This window comes from Devosia sp. CAU 1758 (assembly GCF_054482695.1).
In genome coordinates this window covers 340,866-358,755 of record NZ_JBTLRJ010000001.1, presented here as the reverse complement: position 1 = coordinate 358,755, position 17,890 = coordinate 340,866, and the positions used below count along the sequence as shown (strand labels likewise).

Here is a 17,890-nt window from a genome sequence, read left to right as displayed (position 1 = left end):
CTTAACCCTTGAGGCCGGCAAGCATCACGCCGCGCACGATGAAGCGCTGCAGCACGAGGAAGACGATGAGCGTTGGAATTGTGCCGATGGCCGCGCCGGTCATGATCAGCTCCCACTGAATGGATGCTTCAGCGGAGAAACTCGATATGCCCACAGGCAGCGTATAGAGCTCACGCGAGGTGGTGACGATTAGCGGCCAGAAAAATGCCGTCCAATTGCCAAGGAAGGTAAAGATCGCCAGGGCCGAGATGGCGGGGACGACCATGGGCATCGCGATCTTCCACCAAATCGTGAATTCGTTCAGCCCGTCGACGCGCGCAGCCTCAAGGAAGTCGTTGGGCACGCCCTCGAAGAACTGCTTCATCAGGAAGGTGCCGAAGGCCGTCATCATTCCCGGGAACATGATGCCCCAGTAGCTGTCGAGCCATCCGAGCTGGCTGGACATCAGATACCACGGGATCACCAGCATTTCGGTGGGGATCATCAACGTTGAGAGAATGGCCAGAAAAATGAAGTAGCGGCCACGAAACTCGAACTTGGCAAGCGTATAGCCCACGAGACTGTCGAAGAAGACGTTGGACGCGGTGACGGTCAGCGCGATGAAGGTGGAATTGAAAAACCACTGCATGAAGCGCCCATCGCCCAGGACCTTGAAATAATTGTCCAGCGTCGGCGCGACCGGGATAAGCCGCAGGTCATAAACCTGTGCAGACGTCTTGAGCGACGTTGAGAACATGAAGAGCAGCGGCGTGACCATGATGATCCCGCCGATCAACAGCAGCGTCCAGACGAGGATGGGGCCGGGGCGGATATTGCGGCTATTGGCTGCCAGCTCGGTCGAGGTCGTGGTGGCGGTCATTTCTTTTCCCTCAGCACATAAAGCTGGAGCAGGGACACTATGAGCAGGATGGTGAAGAGCACCACAGTCTGCGCAGCGGCGTACCCCATCTGGTAGGACGAAAAGGCGGTCTGGTAGATCATGAGCACCAGCGGTTTAGTCGCATTGAGCGGCCCTCCCGGATCATTGGTGGTCATGTTGTAGACCTGGTCGAAAATGCGCAGGAAGCCTATGGAAGAGAACACGACGAGAAATATGGTAGTGGGCTTGAGCAGCGGGATAGTGATCTTGCGCAGGACGGCTCCGTTACCCAGGCCATCAATGCGGGCGGCTTCGTAAAAGGTTCCGGGAATGGCGCGGAGACCCGCCATGAAGATGATGATCTGGAAGCCCAAACCGGCCCATATTGCCGGGATGAGAATTGAAATCAGGGCCTGATCGACGGAGCGAAGGAATGGTTGCTGGGCAATCCCGAGCGATCCGAGAACCCCGTTGATCGCCCCGATTGGCACCGGCTGGTAGAACCAGCGCCAGACCCAGCCCATGGCCGCGGCCGTGGTGAGGAACGGCAGGAAATACAGCGCCCGGATGAAGCCATGCATGAAGCGCACACGATCAAGATAATAGGCAATCACAAACGAGATCACCAGGCTCAGCGGCGTGCCGATGATGAGATAAAGGAACGTGTTCTGGAACACCTTCCAGAATACCGGATCGGCAAACATTTTCTGGTAGTTGGCCAAGCCGATGAACTGCGCCGGACGCAGCAAATCCCAGTCGGTGAGCGACAACCAGAATGCCTGAAAGGTGGGGTAGAAGCGGATGACCGCATAAAAGAGCACTGGCAGGGCCAGGAAGGTCCAGGCCCAGATGACACGCTTGGTGCCGATATTAAGCCGGTCCCAGAAGCGAACCTGGACTGCTTGAGAGTTCGCGTTCGCCGACGCCATTTTCGCTCCTGCGCGTTAAGGGGCTCCAACGGAACCCTGGCAGTTATTTCATCGCAGGCGGCCATTTCGGCAACAGCCGGGCCGACCACCTGCGATGGCAGTTACGCTTACTGACGGCCAGCGTCGATGATCGCCTGCTCAGCCTGTGCGGCCTGGCTTATCGCGTCTTCAATCGACTGGTTTTCGAGCAACACCCGGTTGACCATGTCAATCGCGGTCTGGCGCTGGGCCGCTTCGTCATAGAACTGGGTGGTGTGGGCGTATTCGAGACCCTTGAGGAAAGGTCCAAGGATTGGGTCTTCAAGGTTCGCGTCAGTTAAAGCTACATCGCGACGTGCAGGAAGCTCGCCCACGGTTTCGAGCCAGACTTCCATTGCCTCGGCCGAAGAAATGTAGGCCAGGAACTTCTGGGCAGCTTCGAGCTCTTCGCCCTCTGCGGTTGCACCGATGCCATTAGCGAAATAGCTCGAATAGTTCGAGCGCAGGCCATTGGCGTCAGCCGGGAGTTCCACCACGCCCCATTCAAACGGGTTATTGGCGAAGGCACCGAGACGGAACGTGCCGTCGATGGTCATCGCCGCCATGCCCGCACGGAATGCGGCCTGGCCCTCATCCATGAAGCCAATGAGACCAACATTCTGCTCGGTCTGAAGATCGGTATAGAACTTCAGCGCTTCAGCACCGGCTTCGCTGTCATAGGCGACATTGCCGTCGGCGTCATAGGGCTCGCCGCCCATCTGGCGCACCAGGACTTCGCGCCACCAGTGGTGGTCCTGGCCGGCCATGTCCATCGTGATACCGGCGGACGTGATATTGCCACCGCCGTCACGCTTTGTGGTCGCCTCGGCCGCGGCCAGCAACTCATCCAGAGTATCCGGAGCCTCGATACCGGCTTCCTCAAAGATCGCCTTGTTGTAGAATAGGGCAAGCGAGCGCACTGCCGTGGGCAGGCCGTAGTAGTCGTCGCCGCGCTTCATGGCCGAGACAATCGGAAAGAAATCGGATTCGATTTCGTCATGCGGGAACACGGCTGGATCCAGAGGCTGGATCAGTCCGCCATTCACGAACTGGTCGGTCCAGCCATAAAACAGCTGCACGACGTCAGGACCCTGGCCGGCAACCTTGGCCGCAACGACGCGGGTCTGGTAATCGGCATAGGGGAATGTGGTGTGCTTGACGGTGATGTCCGGATTGGCTTCTTCGAAATTGGCGATCAGCTGGTCCATCGCCTCGATGCGGCTATCGAACACATACTGCCAATACTCGATTTCCACCGCCTGAGCGGAGCTCATCGCCAGTAGGCTAACGCCTGCGGCCAGCCCGGCCAATTTTGCTTTGTTGGTCATTCCTGTAAACCTCCATCTGACCGCCAGCCTTCCGGCGGCTTCTCCATGAGCGTGAGCGGACCCCGCCTAAGCCTGACACCAGCGTCGAATAAATACGGCCGGCTTGTCAATAAAATAATCTACTTGAGTTATTATGAGCCTGTTCTATCGTGTGGAGAGCCAAGGGAGGGCGTTTGGATTGAGCAACCGTGACAAGACGAATTTGCGCCAACGCATGGCCATCGGTTCAAATCCGGAACGAAATCGCGCGCATAACCGGCGCGTGGTTCTCGAAGTTATTCGAATGAGCGAACATTTAGGGCGAACCGAGATCGCCCGCCGCGCCCACCTCACCCCTCAGGCTGTGGCGAACATTGTCGATGAATTGCTCGAGGAAGACCTGTTGATCGAGCTTGGGCGGTTACGCTCAGGGCGTGGTCAGCCACCGATCCAATTCGCCGTCAACCCAAACGGACCTCTGACGGCAGGCGTAGAAATCGCTGCCGATCACATCGTGACCGCGTTGCTGGATCTGTCCGGCGGCATACGGGGCCAGTCGATTGTCCCGCTGACGGATGCGGGTCCCGATGTCGTTCCCGGCCTCGTTGCCAAGGAGGTGGTCCGGCTCGAAAAGGAACTGGGGGCCGACCGCAGCAAGCTGCTCGGCATTGGCGTGGTAATGCCAGGGCCCTTCGAAGTTGAGGGCATGAGTTCTGTCGGACCCGCCACCCTGCCCGGTTGGACCGGCATTGATCCCACCACCCTGTTCGCCAAGGCAACCGGTCAGCACGTCGTCGTCGACAACGACGCGACCGCCGCCGTCGTTGGCGAACGCCTTTACGGCGCGGGCCGTCAGTTGGGCAGCTTCTGCTATCTTTATTTCGGCGTTGGACTGGGCCTCGGCGTCATCCAGGACGGGCGCCCCCTGCGCGGCGCCTTCGGTAATGCCGGCGAAATCGGCCATGTTGGCCTGGTGCCGCGCAACAGCAAGAGCAATGTTCGCTATGGCCCCGCGGGCGCCCTTGAGCGCTTCGTCTCGGTCTTCGCACTGCGCGAGCGGCTCGCCATGGCCGGCGAATATGTGGCCAACGTCGATGATATCCAGAAGCTGCATGATGCTGGCGATCAGACGCTGCTCGACTGGATTGCGGTGGCCGCCGACTACCTGGCCCCGACGGTGGCAATGCTCGAAAATATCTTCGATCCGGAAACCGTAATCTTTGGGGGCGGCCTGCCAGACTCCGTCCTTGAGGCGGTCATTGCGGCGCTCGATCCCATGCCAGTCTCTGTGGCGACACGGCAGCAACGGCCCATGCCGCGCGTGATCCGGGGCCAGACCGGCCAACTTACCGCAGCACTTGGCGCTGCCGCGCTGCCGCTTCTTGACACCGTCTCCCCCCACCTCAGCACCGCCGACCCAACCCGCTGAACTGCACAACCGGACCTGCCCAATGCTGCCTGATCGAGACCGCCTGCACCGCCGCGCCGCCTCCCCGCGGCTGGTTTCCCTCCACCGCGCGCTCGGCAGGTTGGGCTCTACCGTCACGATTATGAACACGGGCGCTCACCCCGACGACGAGCATAATGAAATGCTGGCGACGCTGCGCCACCAGCATGGCGCACGCATCGTGGTGGCCTGCTCCACGCGCGGCGAAGGCGGACAGAGTGTTCTGGGCCCGGAACGGTTGGGCGCGCTGGGCGTGATCCGGTCGCGCGAAATGGAGGAAGCAGCGCGCGTCATCGACGCCGATATAGCCTGGCTGGGTCACGGACCGGACGATTCTGTCCATGATTTCGGCTTTTCCAAATCCGGCTCCGACACCCTCAGCCGTTGGGGGGAGGAGCGCATTATCGACCGGCTCGTCCGCGCCTATCGCCAGTTCCGGCCCGATATCATCATTCCAACATTTCTGGATGTGCCTGGCCAACATGGCCACCACAGGGCGATGACCGAAGCGGCCGAGCGTGCCATCGCTCTGGCTGCCGATGCCGCTTATGAGATCGAGGGGCTCTCGCCGTGGCGTGTTGCCAAATTCTATCTGCCAGCCTGGTCGGGCGGCGGCGATACCTATGACGACGAGGTGCCTCCGCCCCCGGCGACAACACTTGTCACCGCGCGCGGCGTTGATGCCGCGACGGGTATGAGCTTTGACCGGCTCGGCGAGGTTTCGCGCGCCTACCATGCCAGCCAGAACATGGGCTTCTGGCGTTTCCCGCCCCATTCAACCTGGTCGCTTCATCTCGTCGGCGGCAGTTCAGAACCCGGTATCTTTGCCGGGCTTCCTGCCCGTCTGGCCGATCTCGGCGAATCGTCGTTCCTAGCCAAGGCCGATGCGGCCATTGATCGGGCTACTGCCAGCTTCCCTGAAGGCGACGCTATTTTCCAAGGGCTGGTCGAGGCGCGCAGCGCTATCGTTGCGGCCCTGCCCACGGTGGCGGAAGAACACGCTCATCGACTCTTGCGTAAACAGGAGGAAATCGACGCAGCCATGGCACTGGCCGCCGGTATCGACATTTCGGTAGCGCTTTCCGAGCCAATGATAGTCCCGGGTGGCAGCGTTGATATCATAGCGGAAGTTCAACTGGGCATGGCGACAGCCGTTCACCTCAGCGTCCACGCCGACCCGTCAATTGCCGCTTCGCCACGCGACGCGCAAATCGGTGGTCGCTCCGTCATTGCCCTGACCGCTAACGCCGATGCCAAGGTGACGAATGCCTTTCGTCCGGACTGGCAGAGTCTCGGCGGCAACGGGCTCGCCTATCTCGAGGTCAATGCTACGATCAATGGCGAGACCATCCGCTTCATGGTCGACACAGAAGAGCCGCTACAGATCGATCCAGAGCACAGTCTGTCCATCGCGCCCGAGGCCCTGATCGTTCCGCTGGGCGGAGCCGGCACCTATCCAATTGCGATTAAGGGAACTGTCTCCGCCTCTATGTCCGTTACCGGCACCAAGGGTGTCGTCATCAGAAGCGATGCGGCCGGCCTCGTGCTCGCTGTCACCCCCGATCTCGAAGCTGGCCGGCACAGCCTGCCGCTGACAATCGATGGCGCTCAGGCCTTTTCGATCACTCCGATTGCTTACCCCCATATCGGCCATACGCGCTTCGCAGGGCCGCAAAGTCTCGACATTCTGTCACTGGACCTAAAAGTGCCAGACACGCAGGTAGGATATGTCGGCGCCGGCTCCGACCGGGTGGGGCTCTGGCTCGAGCGCATGGGCGCGCAGGTTACGGCGCTCGATAGCGATGCCATCGCGGGTGATCTTGGTCGCTTCGACACGATTGTCATCGGCATTTTCGCCTTCGGCGCCCGGCCAGACTTGGCGGCTGCAACTCGCATGCTGCACGAGTGGGTGCGCAAGGGCGGCCATCTCGTCACGCTTTATCACCGGCCCAGCGATGCTTGGCACCCCGATTCCACGCCGCCACTCCCCCTTCGCATTGGCAGCCCGTCACTCCGCTGGCGCGTCACCAATCCAGCAGCGCCGGTGACGATCCTGGAGCCGGGCCACACCTTGTTGTCCGGTCCAAACACCATATCCGCCGCCGATTTCGAGCACTGGGACAAGGAACGCGGGCTCTATTTCGCTGCCTCATGGGACGATGCCTATGTGCCGCTCCTCGCGTTGAATGACGAAGGCGAGAAGCCGCTTAAGGGATCGTTACTGTCGGCAGCAATCGGAAATGGCCGACATACACATACGAGCCTCGCGCTGCACCATCAGATGGACAAACTCGTTCCCGGCGCGTTCCGGATCATGGCGAACTTGCTGCAGACCGCCTGACCATGGGCGTCACCGGCTCCTCGCGCGCGGGCGTTGCCTGGCTGATGAGCGACATGATGCTGGTGACGGTGATGACCGTTCTGGTCAAGCTCGGTGGCGCGAGTTACCCCGCTGTGCAGATGGTTTTTATCCGCTCTCTGATCGGACTGGTCAGCGTATTGCCCCTGGCTTGGCGCCATCGCCATGCCCTGCGGCAGACGCGCCAGTGGAAACGCCACAGCTTCCGCGTCTTGTGCAACACGATTGCCCTCAATGCCAATTTTGCAGCGCTGACGGCCCTGCCTCTGGCCCTTGTCAATGCCATTGGCTTCATGCGCCCGCTGGTCGTCCTGGCGCTGGCGACATTGCTTCTGGGCGAGAAATCGGGACGCTGGCGCTGGATCGGCGCGGGCATAGGCTTTTTAGGTGTGCTGGTCATGGTTGGCCCCAGCGAGATCAATTGGAATGCCGGCCTTGTCGCAGCCTTGGTTATGGTGGTTTTTGGTTCGCTTGCCACCGTGCAGACCAGAGCCCTCGCGGGTGAGAATACCACTGTGCTGATGGTGTTCTACACGATGGGGCTGGCGCTGTTTACCGGCATCCCAGCCCTTTGGAGCTGGCAGCCAGTCGCCGCTTCCGATTGGCCGCTTCTGCTGGCCATCGGCGTCCTCGCGCAAACTGGACAATATTGCTACTTGCGCGCTTATAAGAGCAGCCCTGCAAACCTGCTGGTGCCCATCAGCTACCTGTCCATAGTGCTCGCCGGCCTTGGTGGTTTCGTGGCCTTCGGTGAAATTCCGGCAGTCACGACGGGTATAGGGATTGCCATCATTGTGGGTGCCCTTGTCCTCACCAGCCGACTTGATCGCCGGTCTGGCCCCAAATCCAACCCGTAAAGACCCCCGGCCAGAGTCAACCGGGGGTCTTGTGCCGCGGGAGGATTGCGGCGAAATCGGCTCGCGTCCCGGGAGGCCGGCGCGAGCCAATATTGTCAGCTCTGGCGCTTGGCCGGCTGGATGAGGTTGGCCATCAGACGGAAGGCGCCTGGAGTCAACTTGTCGAGTTGGTGGTGCAGGATCAGGCTCGTATGCGTGTGGCGACCCTCGCCGATTTCGGCGGAAAGCAGCGAGCCGATCAGTGGCTCCTCGCCGGGATCACTCATGCTCAGAAGCGGCACGTAGACGTCGTCCCATTCAGCAGCGAAATAGAGCCCGCGCTCCTTGTCCCAACCGGCCCAGTCTTCAGGCCCAATGGCATTGGGATAGGTGAGTAGCGGGTGGTCGGGTTCCAGCACATCCACGACCGCCTCGGCGTCGGTGACGCGATAGCGGATCGAGGGCGAGCCGATCTTGAGATAGGCCAGAGGAACGGTGTTGTCGTTCCAACCATCGCTGGGGCGGTGATAAAGCGTGAGCAGGTGCCCACCATTTTGCACCCATTCATGGACGCCCGGCAACGCCGCGATCAGGTCTGGACGCCGACCGAACGAGAAAATGCCGACCACCAGAGTATCGAGATCACGATAGGCGCCGGACTCCATATCGGATGGAGTCAGCTCAACGAGATCAACACCAAGACGCTTGAGCCAGATCGCGACATTGTCGTTGCCACCGCCGATATAGCCGATCTGCCCTTCTGGGATAATCGCTTCCACCGATTGCACCGGTACCGCCACCTCCGTGGGCACGACGGAGCGACCAATGTGGGGATAGCTGAAGACGTTGATGGCGTAAGACTGCTTGCCCAACAACTTGGGCGCGATGGTAATGCGGGTGGTGCCAAGATCAGAAGGTGGAATCAGGTCGTACGAGCCAGCTTCGGCGCCGGTTTCGCCTGTTGCGTTCATCGACCATCCTTCTGGCAGATCAAAATCTAGATCGGCCGTCGTGCCGCCCGAAACCACCGCAGTCATTTCGACCGGTGCAATTTCGGTTTCGGTGTTGAACACCACAGCCTCAGGCTTTAGCTCGAGTGAGGCCTCGGGCAAGACGCGCAAGGCATCTTCAAGGTCGATATCGAGCACAGCCTGATGCCCATCAATGAGGGCCGTCAGACGCACGAAAGCGTCGCCATTGCCGCCGAGCGGGTCGAACTGCTCGTTGAGCGGATTGGTCAAGTCAGCGTCATCGGCGACACTGACTGTGACATCGTGTTCACCGCTCTCAGTGCTGGAAATCCCTTCGCGAGTGATCACTTCCACCTTTTCGACACTGACGGAATCTGGGGCGTCGACCTGCGTCTTGACGATAATCTCATCACCCGGACGCAGGTCGCCGCCATCAGTGTAGGCGCGGATGTTCATGCCTGCAGCGGTGGCCAGCGCGAGATCGGTTTCCTTGATCTTCCGATCAAGGCGGTGGGCAATGTTGTCCTCGAGTTCGGAGGGCAATGCGGAACGCGCCTCAGCCAAAGACTTGGCAATTTCAACCAGCTTGCCGCTGACACCAACCGGGTCACCATAATCGTCTATGGCTTCATCGATCAGCCCCTGGGCATTGCGTAATGCGTCAGCAGCCGACGCCGGCATGCCATCCACCTCAGCAATCTGACCAAGTGTGGCTAGAATGCCCTGGCGAATGTCGCTTTCGTTCTGCCCAGCTTCTCCGACACTGGCCCAGCTCAAGTTGATCGGCCATTCGGTCTGCGGATCGGGCCGCCAGCGACCCATGCCCTGCGTCAAGTGGCACGAACGGGACCATTCTCCCATCTGCGGGAAGGTAGCGCCCGAGATCGGATCGCGCTCGGGAGCCTTCACGACTAGTGTCGTTGGCGGGGGTGGGGTTTCGTCGTCATAGACGCCGCCGCCGCCGCCCCATGCCGGCTGGTAGATCTTGGGCACGGTCCAGGGCTTGAGGCCCGCAGCGATCTGTTCGGGGAATTCTGTTTCGTCGCCCGAAAGACCGGCAACGATAAAGGTGGCGACGTTGGCGGCGCGGTGGTGGCCATGCTGACCGCCCACGTCGAGGAAGCAGTTCATGATGGCGTCGGGCCGGTATTTCCGCACCGCCCAAGTCATGCGCTCTACCACACGGTCCCTACCCCAGCGGTCGATCGTCGCGTTGGGGTCCTTGGAGAACCCGAAATCGTGCATATGGTCGTGATGCCCCTGACTGCCGAAGACCAACGAGGCATCAAGAGACCGAGAAGCTTCGGTCATTTCGCGCGTACGCAACACGCCCAGAACAGAACCGAGCTCAGGCCCGATGGCATTCTGGCCGCCTTCGCCGCGCGTGATGCAGTAGAGCACCGGGTGGATGCCATAAACGTGCCGCAGGGCAGCCAGCATTCCGCTGGGCTCGTCGTCCGGGTGGGCACCCGTGGTCATGAGCGTCATGGTCGAGGTCAGGCGCTCAAGTTGACGATAAAGCTTGATTATAGCGGGCTCACCCTTCTGCTCCGCGATAAGGTCAAGATTAGAGGCGGGGGCAGCCCATGCCGGAATTTGCGTGGCGGCGAGCAATGGCGGGACCGTGGCAATAAAGGTGCGCCGCGTCAAACGTGTCATTTTTCTCTTCCTCTCTAGCCGCCGACAACAGACCCCTCCGGCCGGCTTGAACGACGGTTCATAGTAGACTATGAGAGCACGATTAACTCAACTCAAGTAAGTTATTCGATTTTGTTTGGAGATTTCTCGGTGCTGGCATCGGGCTGCCAAAAACTTCGTCAGTCCGTGCGCTTTGATGGGTCCATCCGAGATAATCATGCCGCCATTGATCTAAAACCGAACTGTCAGCAATACACCCAGTTGTTGCAACTACCGCGACGTGGGCGGACCGTCCGCTTCTAGAAAAGCCAAAAGGTCAACTGGGTGTCTGAAATAGGCGCATCGACGATGGTCCGGATGCGCTCTTTGGAAGAGAAGCGATCCTGGAATTGCCGACTGTCCGGTTGCCGTTTTCGAACCGGGATCCTGAGCCGCCGTCATCATCTCGTGCGGCCTCACTTGCGGTGGGGCCGCTGATCGTTGCCCCCCTGCCCCACAATATTCTTCTGCAACGCCTTCAGCGGGGCCGTAAGAGGACTGACCGCAATACTTGCGAAGCGGGCATAAGCCGACACCCCAGCGGCGCTCGCTGTCGATGTGCCTTTAGAAGCTTTCACCCAGTTCGGATCGTCGCGATCAATTGATGACTGAGCTTCTGACCAATGTGCTGTCCCGGACCACCAATTCGGGATCTATCTGGGTAACGCGAGGATGTGGCAGGTCTTCACCGCTGCCAATGAGAGACATCAAGCGCTCAACGGCTAGTTCGGTGACGATGTCGACGGGATAGTTGACGCTGGACAGCGGGACCACCGCGTGTTCGGCAAACTCGATATTGTCGAAGCCAATAATGGCAAGGTCACGCGGGACGGAGTGGCCATTTTTGATGCACCAGCGCAGCGCACCCAGGGCCAGCGAGTCGTTGGCCGTAAAGACAGCGGTGGGCCGTTTCGGCCCAGCCATCAACGAATCCATGGCCAGATAGCCCCGCACCACCGAGTGCCCACGGGGGTCGACGGTCAAGGAAAGGTCGACTTCAATGCCGGCCTCAGTCAAAGCCTGCGCATAACCCTGGCGCTTTTCCAGATTCCCCAAAGGATTCGCGCTGTCGATCAGACCGATATGCTTGTGACCGATATCAACGAGATGCTTTGTGGCCTTGTAGGCCCCGCGCATTTCATCAACGCAGACGGCGTCCAGCCCCGAATCCGGATCGCCGACCAGCATGACCACCGGATAATTGGCCAGGCGCAACGCTCGGATGTGCTGTATCTGCCGGTGGCTGGTCGGGTAAATGAGGATGCCGTCAACCTGGCGTGAACGCACCAGCTCTAGCACCTTCTTTTCTTCCGCCAGATTGTTGTTGGATGTCGCGAACAGAGTTGCGTAGCCGCGTTCGGCCAGAGCCAGTTCGATGGCTTGTGCGGTGTGAGTCAGGGTGGGATTGGTGATGTCGGTGAGAACCAGACCAATTGTCTTGGTTTCCCGGCTCACCAGTGATTTGGCGATAAAGTTGGGCAGATAATTGAGGCTAGCCGCCGCTTGGTGGATCAACTCGCGTGTTTCAGCCGGGATGCGCGGGCTGTCGCGCAGCGCCAACGACACTGTATTGGTCGAAAAGCCGGTCTTGTCGGCAATATCCTTTAGCCGAACCGTGGCCTTGCCCATGGATCGTACCCGCCCCTGTGGTGACGCCGACAAAGGCCGGCACCACCTTGCTTCAATTGGTGCTAGCGGCCTTCCTCATGCAGCCGTGCGATTGCCTTGAGCTGTAGGCAATCAGGGTTCATTTCCATAAGTTCGATCCGATTGCCATCGGGATCTTCGATCCATGCCTGCCGATTACCGTCAAGTCCCATCGAAATCTGCGACGTGAGGACAATACCAGCGTCCTGAATGCGCTGCACGGTGGCATCCAGGTCATCAATGGTGAGGCAAAGATGATTTGCGCCATTGGCGTTCCACCCTGGCGCGCGATCATTTTCGGCGCCTGGGAAGACCTCAAGAAAAACGTCGTCGGTAATTCGCAGATAGACCAGCCAGGTGCTGCCGTCGTCGTTCTTGAGCCGCAACATTTCGGGAAAGCCGAGCCGCTTCTCCCAGAAATCCAGCGACAGATCGAGATCCTTGACCTTGATGGCCAGGTGACCAAATCCAGTTATGCCCTTCATTGTATCCTCCAAGTATTTTTGACGCTGACCTTGCCGTGGCATTTGGGTCAGAACTGATGACCTATCTCATCGCTAATACAAAAACTGACGCCATTCAACTGCATTCATACATCCCAGTCAGGACCCCATTCGGGATCAATCCGGCGACGTCCTTGATCGATCATTTCGATGTCCCGCAGCTCGTCCGCACTCAATGAGATGGACTGGCTGGCGAAGTTTTCGCGGATACGCTCGGCCTTGCTGGACGTCGGGATCGCCGCGTAGCCCTTGGCCAACTCAAAGGCGAGCGCCACCTGTGCAATGGTGGCGCCATGGGTCGTTGCGATGCGCTGAAGCACCGGGTCGTCGCCCAATGTGCCGTGCGCGATGGGCAGATAACAGGTGACCAGAATGCCGTTGGCAACGCAGTAGTCGGCCAAACGCTTGTTCTGCATGTGCGGATTAAGTTCAAATTGATTGGTGGCAATCGCTGATTTTCCAAGGATGCCGGAGGTCTGCTGGAGCAGGTCGATGGTAAAATTTGACACGCCGATAAAGCGGGAAAGCCCGGCCTTCCCGGCTTCTCCGAGCTGCTCGACATAGTCGCCCAGCGGAATATCTTCGTTTGGAGAGGGCCAGTGCAGAAGGGTAAGATCGACCTGGTCCAATCCCAGCCGATCCAGGCTCTCGCGCAGCGACGGTATCAGCGCGCCCTTGGCATAGTGTCGCGGCGCGATCTTTGTAGTCACGAAGATGTCGCTCCGGGACAACCCGGAGCGCGCCACTGCAGCGCCGACTTCGCTCTCGTTGCCGTAGTCCTGCGCCGTATCCAGATGCCGGTAACCGACGTCAAGTGCGATCAACATCGCAGCGATTCCGTCAGAGCCAGTGCGGCCATAGGTGCCGAAGCCGAGCTTCGGTATTGCGTCTCCGATCACGGGACCTCCCCTGTATCTCCTGGGCATTCACCCTTGTTTTGAGCGCCACCAAAAAGAGTGTTGACGGCCCAACCGAGATGAACTTAGATTAACGCTAATACGAAGGCAAGCGGAACAAACCCGCTGCACCAGAAACGAGGGAGCCCATCGAATCGCGATAGCGTGGTGGGAGGAACTGATGAAATCCATGCGCTGGAGTCGCATATCGCCGCAGGCTGCGCTGGTTCCAGCAGTAGCCGTGACGCTGGTCGCGTTTGTCGGCTCGATCTTGTGGACGCTATATCTGAGTTTTACCCGGAGCCGGCGGCTACCGGAGTACGGGATCGACTGGTCCGAGTGGGGACGGCAGTACGACCGGCTGTTCAGGGATGCCGGCTGGGAAATCTCATTGCGCAACCTGATCGTGCTTGGACTGGGCAGTGCTCTGGCCATTGTCTTTGGCTTCATCCTTGCAGCGATGATCGACAAGGAAAAGCGTGGCGAAAGCCTGTTTCGCACGGTCTTTCTCTATCCCCTGGCGGTCTCGCTAATTGTCACTGGTGCCGCCTGGCGCTGGATTCTCAACCCAACATTGGGTGCGCAGGCGTTCCTGCGTAGCTTGGGCTGGGACATAGATTTCAACTGGCTCGCCCAGCCCGACACCGCCATGTACGCCATCATTCTGGCCTCGGTCTGGCAGAGCGCAGGCTTTTACATGGCCCTGATGCTTGCGGGTCTGAAAGGCATCAACTCCGAGATATGGAGCGCCGCCAAGCTCGATGGGGTTCCGCTGTGGCGACTCTATCTCGAGATCGTCATTCCGATGATGAAGTTCACCTTCATCACCTGCGCCATCCTGCTCTCGCTCGGTGTCATCAAGGCCTATGACGTGGTGGTCGCCATGACCAACGGCGGTCCCGGACAATCCACCTGGGTGCCAGCCTATTTCACCATCAACGCCCTCTCAGCCAAATCCAACCTCGGCTATGCGTCCGCCGCGGCCGTCATGATGCTGGTCATCACCCTGATCGTCTTCCTGCCATTGGTTGCGCTCACCGCCTGGCAGCAACGCAAGGGAGCTGCTCGATGAGTCAGATGTCCGTATCCGAACGCGCTGTTGGCGCCACCGAAGTGCCCGTCGCCCGCGCGCCGTATTTTGTACGCAAGAAAAAGGGCATCACCCCGCAGTCGATCGCCATTATCGTCTTCCTGTCGATGTGCGCCCTGTTCTTCTGCATCCCGCTCTATGTGGTGGTGGTAACCTCGTTCAAATCGATGGACCAGATCCGCGAGGGCGCCATTTTTGCCTTGCCCCAGGTCTGGAGCCTCGACGCCTGGGACCACGCCTGGAATAAGGCCTGCTCCGGGATCAACTGTAACGGCCTCAAGGTCGGCTTTCTGAACTCGGTGATGATCCTGTTCCCCTCGCTGATCCTGTCTATCGGGCTGTCGATGGTGACCGGTTATGCCCTGGCCTTGTGGAATGTGCGCTGGGCTGGCTCGTTCCTGTTCCTCCTCTTCATCTGCGCCTTTGTGCCGTTCCAGATCATCATGTATCCGCTGATCGTGATGACATCGAGCATCAAGGTCTATGGCACGCTCTGGGGTGTGGCGATTGTCCATGCCGTACTAGCCATGCCCGTGCTGACGCTCATCTTCCGGAATTACTACAAAGACATTCCCCAGGAGATCATGAGCGCTGCGGTGATGGATTCGGGGTCGTTCTGGAAGATCTTCGTTGAGATCATCCTGCCCATGAGCGGTAACATCCTGATCGTCATACTGATCCTGCAGATCACCTCGATCTGGAACGATTATCTGATCGGGGTGACCTTTGGCGGCCTTAATGGCCAGCCCATGACGGTCAACCTCGCCAATCTCGTCACCATCTCAACCGGCACGACAAACTATGCCCACAACATGGCTGCGGCCCTGCTGACCGCCATTCCACCGCTCGTCGTCTATTTCGTGGTGGGCAAACTTTTCGTGCAGGGCGTCACCGCCGGCGCCATCAAGGGATAACCAAAATGCCGACAGTCAGCTTCGAACATATCGTCAAGAGCTATGGCTCGATGACCGTGCTCAATGACCTCAACCTGTCCGTGGACGATGGTGATTTTTTGGTGCTGCTGGGGCCCTCGGGTTGCGGCAAGACCACCCTGCTCAACCTGCTGGCGGGTCTGCTTGAAGTGAGCGACGGGCGCATCATGATCGGGGATCGTGATGTCACCGATCTGGACCCCAAGGATCGTGGGCTGGCCATGGTGTTCCAGTCCTATGCGCTCTATCCAACCAAGACCGTTCACGGCAATCTCAAGTTTGGCCTGTCCGCCAGCAAGCTGCCGAAGAACGAAGTTGAAAAGCGTATCGCCTGGGCCGCCAAGTTGCTCCAGATCGAGCCGCTGCTGCATCGTAAGCCCGGACAACTTTCTGGCGGTCAGCGCCAGCGCGTCGCCATCGGCCGAGCGCTGGTCAAGAATGTCGGCGTCTTCCTGTTCGACGAGCCGCTTTCCAACCTTGATGCCAAGCTGCGCACGGAAATGCGGCTCGAAATCAAGAAACTTCACGACGAGCTGAAATCCACCATTGTCTATGTCACCCACGACCAGATCGAAGCCATGACCATGGCCACCAAGATCGCGGTGATGGATGGGGGGGTGATCCAGCAGTTTGGCACTCCCGACGAAATCTACGAGCGTCCGGCCAATCTTTTCGTTGCCGGCTTCATCGGCTCACCGGCGATGAACCTGCGCGAAGCGACCCTGAAAGTATCCGGGGCCTCAATCACCGCCGAGCTGGCATCGGGGGTCGCCCTGGACCTTGCAGGCTATGATTTCGCAGAGACGCCCACGGACGGCGCAAAAGTCATTGTCGGCTTGCGGCCCGAGCACTTCGGGGCGCCCGATGTGGCGGAAGCGAACGCTGCCGCGCGCTTCACCCTGCCGGTACAATACACCGAGCGCACGGGCTCGGATGCAACCGTCTATCTCAAGCTCGACAACCAATTGCTTGCCCTTCGGGTCGCCCCCGACGCTGCAAGCCGGCTGAAGCCCGGCACCAGTGTTTCGGTCGATTTCCTGAGCGGCAAAGCCAATCTCTTCGACGCCCAGACCGGGCGGCGGATGTGAACGAACCATCGTAAGGGAGGAAACAAACGATGCTGAAGAAATCTCTAGCTGGACTGACCGCGGCGCTGCTTCTGAGCGCTTCAGCGTATGCTGAAGAAATCGTCGTCTATCATTCCTGGTCTTCGGGCCCGGAAGTGGCGGCGCTCAATGTCATCAAGAGCGGCATTGAAGCCAAGGGTCACACCTGGACCGACATTGCCATTCCCCATGACACCGGCTCCAATGTGAACCTGATGAACCTGGTGACCGGCGGCAGTCCCCCGAACGTCTTCATGGAATCCAATCCCGGCGTATTCCGCGATCTGGCGGGCCTCGGTTTCGGTCGTCCTGTAACCGAGTTCTTTGAGGAACAGGGCATTACCGAAAACTTGCCGCTGGCCGTCGCCAAATCGATCTCCGTCGATGGCGAGATCGTCAAGATCCCGACCGCGCTCCATATCGACGGCATGGCCTACTACAACATGGAAGTCGCCAAGGCCTCCGGAGTTGATCCCGCATCCTGGGACTCGCTCGATGCCATGTTTGCCGATTTCCAGAAGGTCAGCGATGCCGGCTATGTGCCGCTGGCGATTGGCGGTCAGCAGTGGCAGGTGGGCTATCTGTTCCATGCTCTGGCGGCTGCCACTGGTGGCGTCGACTTCTACAACGGCGTCTATGGTGCAGAGCCCGATCCGGCGGTGCTGGACAGCGCTGAAATGCGCAATCTGCTCGAGACCCTGCGCCGTTTCCAGGAAGCGACAGACGAAGGTTCGGCCAACCGTGAATGGAACGTGACGACCAATATGGTCATCACCGGCAAGGCCCTGATGCAGATCCACGGCGACTGGATGAAGGGAGAGTGGACTGCAGCCGGCAAGGTCGCAGGCACCGATTTTGGCTGTATTCAGATCCCAGGTGCTAAGGCCGTTGTGGCCACGGTTGATAGCTGGGGCCTGCTCGGCGGCCAGTCGCCGGAAATGGACCAGGCCGAACTCGACTTTGCTTCAGTCGTTGTTGACCCGGAAGTTCAGGCCGAATTCGCGCTGGCCAAGGGCTCGACCCCAGTGCGCCTCGATGCGCCGGAATCGGCGCTTGATGCCTGCTCGGCCGAAGTGCTGCAAATCTTGGCAGACCCAGCTCACCAGGTGCAGAACCCGCACTCGATGAGCGATGCCGACTGGCAGAATTCCATCTGGGACGTGGTGTTCAACTTCTGGAGCGATCCGTCCATCACTGTTGATGATGCCATCGCACAGATGCAGGACAACTACGAAACCATCCTCGGCTAATCGCCGAAAAACGTCTCCCCCCAGCGGAGGGCGACCCGGTGCTTGCATCGGGCCGCCCGCCTC

Annotated in this window: 14 protein-coding genes; 7 read left to right on the top strand and 7 right to left on the bottom strand. The window is 59.6% G+C overall.

Annotation, left to right across the window (positions count from 1 at the left end):
- Window position 1: 1 nt before the first annotated feature.
- From ACXYMS_RS01785 to ACXYMS_RS01775, 3 genes are all read right to left on the bottom strand, one after another.
- A complete protein-coding gene (locus ACXYMS_RS01785; protein WP_458903309.1) occupies window positions 2–859 on the bottom strand; it encodes a carbohydrate ABC transporter permease in 858 nt (285 codons plus the stop codon).
- Window positions 856–1,788 (bottom strand): carbohydrate ABC transporter permease, encoded by a 933-nt coding sequence (locus ACXYMS_RS01780; RefSeq protein WP_458903308.1) that lies wholly within the window; start codon window positions 1,786–1,788, stop codon window positions 856–858. Before ACXYMS_RS01780 ends, ACXYMS_RS01785 begins: the two co-directional genes overlap by 4 nt.
- Before the next feature lie 107 nt (window positions 1,789–1,895).
- Entirely contained in the window at window positions 1,896–3,134 is a 1,239-nt protein-coding gene (locus ACXYMS_RS01775; RefSeq protein ID WP_458903307.1) for an extracellular solute-binding protein, read from the bottom strand.
- Between the two features lie 214 nt (window positions 3,135–3,348).
- Between ACXYMS_RS01775 and ACXYMS_RS01770 the strand changes: the two genes are divergently transcribed.
- From ACXYMS_RS01770 to ACXYMS_RS01760, 3 genes are read left to right on the top strand one after another with little or no spacing between them, the layout of a single operon-like run.
- Window positions 3,349–4,542 (top strand): ROK family protein, encoded by a 1,194-nt coding sequence (locus ACXYMS_RS01770; RefSeq protein ID WP_458904573.1) that lies wholly within the window; start codon window positions 3,349–3,351, stop codon window positions 4,540–4,542.
- A gap of 22 nt (window positions 4,543–4,564) precedes the next feature.
- A complete protein-coding gene (locus tag ACXYMS_RS01765; RefSeq protein ID WP_458903306.1) occupies window positions 4,565–6,901 on the top strand; it encodes a PIG-L family deacetylase in 2,337 nt (778 codons plus the stop codon).
- A 2-nt stretch (window positions 6,902–6,903) separates the two neighbouring features.
- Window positions 6,904–7,776, top strand: coding sequence for a DMT family transporter (locus tag ACXYMS_RS01760; protein ID WP_458903305.1), 873 nt, complete (start codon window positions 6,904–6,906; stop codon window positions 7,774–7,776).
- A gap of 95 nt (window positions 7,777–7,871) precedes the next feature.
- On the opposite strand, the gene ACXYMS_RS01755 is transcribed toward ACXYMS_RS01760, so the two are convergent.
- The 4 genes from ACXYMS_RS01755 to ACXYMS_RS01740 all read right to left on the bottom strand — a co-directional run bounded on the left by ACXYMS_RS01755 (window position 7,872) and on the right by ACXYMS_RS01740 (window position 13,452).
- Window positions 7,872–10,385: a PIG-L family deacetylase gene (locus ACXYMS_RS01755; RefSeq protein ID WP_458903304.1), complete on the bottom strand. Its 2,514-nt coding sequence runs from the start codon at window positions 10,383–10,385 to the stop codon at window positions 7,872–7,874.
- A gap of 615 nt (window positions 10,386–11,000) precedes the next feature.
- Window positions 11,001–12,032, bottom strand: coding sequence for a LacI family DNA-binding transcriptional regulator (locus tag ACXYMS_RS01750; RefSeq protein ID WP_458903303.1), 1,032 nt, complete (start codon window positions 12,030–12,032; stop codon window positions 11,001–11,003).
- Between the two features lie 62 nt (window positions 12,033–12,094).
- Window positions 12,095–12,535, bottom strand: coding sequence for a VOC family protein (locus ACXYMS_RS01745; protein ID WP_458903302.1), 441 nt, complete (start codon window positions 12,533–12,535; stop codon window positions 12,095–12,097).
- A gap of 104 nt (window positions 12,536–12,639) precedes the next feature.
- Window positions 12,640–13,452 (bottom strand): aldo/keto reductase, encoded by an 813-nt coding sequence (locus ACXYMS_RS01740; protein ID WP_458903301.1) that lies wholly within the window; start codon window positions 13,450–13,452, stop codon window positions 12,640–12,642.
- Between the two features lie 178 nt (window positions 13,453–13,630).
- Here ACXYMS_RS01740 and ACXYMS_RS01735 point away from each other — a divergent pair, with 178 nt between their 5' ends.
- Genes ACXYMS_RS01735 through ACXYMS_RS01720 form a run of 4 tightly spaced genes read left to right on the top strand, consistent with a single transcriptional unit; the run spans window position 13,631 to window position 17,827 of the window.
- A complete protein-coding gene (locus tag ACXYMS_RS01735) occupies window positions 13,631–14,521 on the top strand; it encodes a carbohydrate ABC transporter permease (protein WP_458903300.1) in 891 nt (296 codons plus the stop codon).
- On the top strand, window positions 14,518–15,453 hold the full coding sequence (locus tag ACXYMS_RS01730; RefSeq protein WP_458903299.1) for a carbohydrate ABC transporter permease: 936 nt from the start codon (window positions 14,518–14,520) through the stop codon (window positions 15,451–15,453). Before ACXYMS_RS01735 ends, ACXYMS_RS01730 begins: the two co-directional genes overlap by 4 nt.
- A gap of 5 nt (window positions 15,454–15,458) precedes the next feature.
- The gene (locus ACXYMS_RS01725; RefSeq protein ID WP_458903298.1) at window positions 15,459–16,559 is read left to right on the top strand and encodes an ABC transporter ATP-binding protein; all 1,101 of its coding nucleotides are present in this window, start codon (window positions 15,459–15,461) and stop codon (window positions 16,557–16,559) included.
- A 29-nt stretch (window positions 16,560–16,588) separates the two neighbouring features.
- Entirely contained in the window at window positions 16,589–17,827 is a 1,239-nt protein-coding gene (locus ACXYMS_RS01720; protein WP_458903297.1) for an ABC transporter substrate-binding protein, read from the top strand.
- The last annotated feature ends 63 nt before the right edge of the window (window positions 17,828–17,890 follow it).

What these genes read in the sequence shown, in the direction of transcription:
- ACXYMS_RS01780 (WP_458903308.1), bottom strand. Translation starts at nt 1,788, where the DNA reads ATGGCGTCGGCGAACGCGAACTCTCAAGCAGTCCAGGTTCGCTTCTGG.
- ACXYMS_RS01785 (WP_458903309.1), bottom strand. Translation starts at nt 859, where the DNA reads ATGACCGCCACCACGACCTCGACCGAGCTGGCAGCCAATAGCCGCAAT.
- ACXYMS_RS01770 (WP_458904573.1), top strand. Translation starts at nt 3,349, where the DNA reads ATGGCCATCGGTTCAAATCCGGAACGAAATCGCGCGCATAACCGGCGC.
- ACXYMS_RS01775 (WP_458903307.1), bottom strand. Translation starts at nt 3,134, where the DNA reads ATGACCAACAAAGCAAAATTGGCCGGGCTGGCCGCAGGCGTTAGCCTA.
- ACXYMS_RS01730 (WP_458903299.1), top strand. Translation starts at nt 14,518, where the DNA reads ATGAGTCAGATGTCCGTATCCGAACGCGCTGTTGGCGCCACCGAAGTG.
- ACXYMS_RS01750 (WP_458903303.1), bottom strand. Translation starts at nt 12,032, where the DNA reads ATGGGCAAGGCCACGGTTCGGCTAAAGGATATTGCCGACAAGACCGGC.
- ACXYMS_RS01765 (WP_458903306.1), top strand. Translation starts at nt 4,565, where the DNA reads ATGCTGCCTGATCGAGACCGCCTGCACCGCCGCGCCGCCTCCCCGCGG.
- ACXYMS_RS01735 (WP_458903300.1), top strand. Translation starts at nt 13,631, where the DNA reads ATGAAATCCATGCGCTGGAGTCGCATATCGCCGCAGGCTGCGCTGGTT.
- ACXYMS_RS01755 (WP_458903304.1), bottom strand. Translation starts at nt 10,385, where the DNA reads ATGACACGTTTGACGCGGCGCACCTTTATTGCCACGGTCCCGCCATTG.
- ACXYMS_RS01720 (WP_458903297.1), top strand. Translation starts at nt 16,589, where the DNA reads ATGCTGAAGAAATCTCTAGCTGGACTGACCGCGGCGCTGCTTCTGAGC.
- ACXYMS_RS01745 (WP_458903302.1), bottom strand. Translation starts at nt 12,535, where the DNA reads ATGAAGGGCATAACTGGATTTGGTCACCTGGCCATCAAGGTCAAGGAT.
- ACXYMS_RS01760 (WP_458903305.1), top strand. Translation starts at nt 6,904, where the DNA reads ATGGGCGTCACCGGCTCCTCGCGCGCGGGCGTTGCCTGGCTGATGAGC.
- ACXYMS_RS01725 (WP_458903298.1), top strand. Translation starts at nt 15,459, where the DNA reads ATGCCGACAGTCAGCTTCGAACATATCGTCAAGAGCTATGGCTCGATG.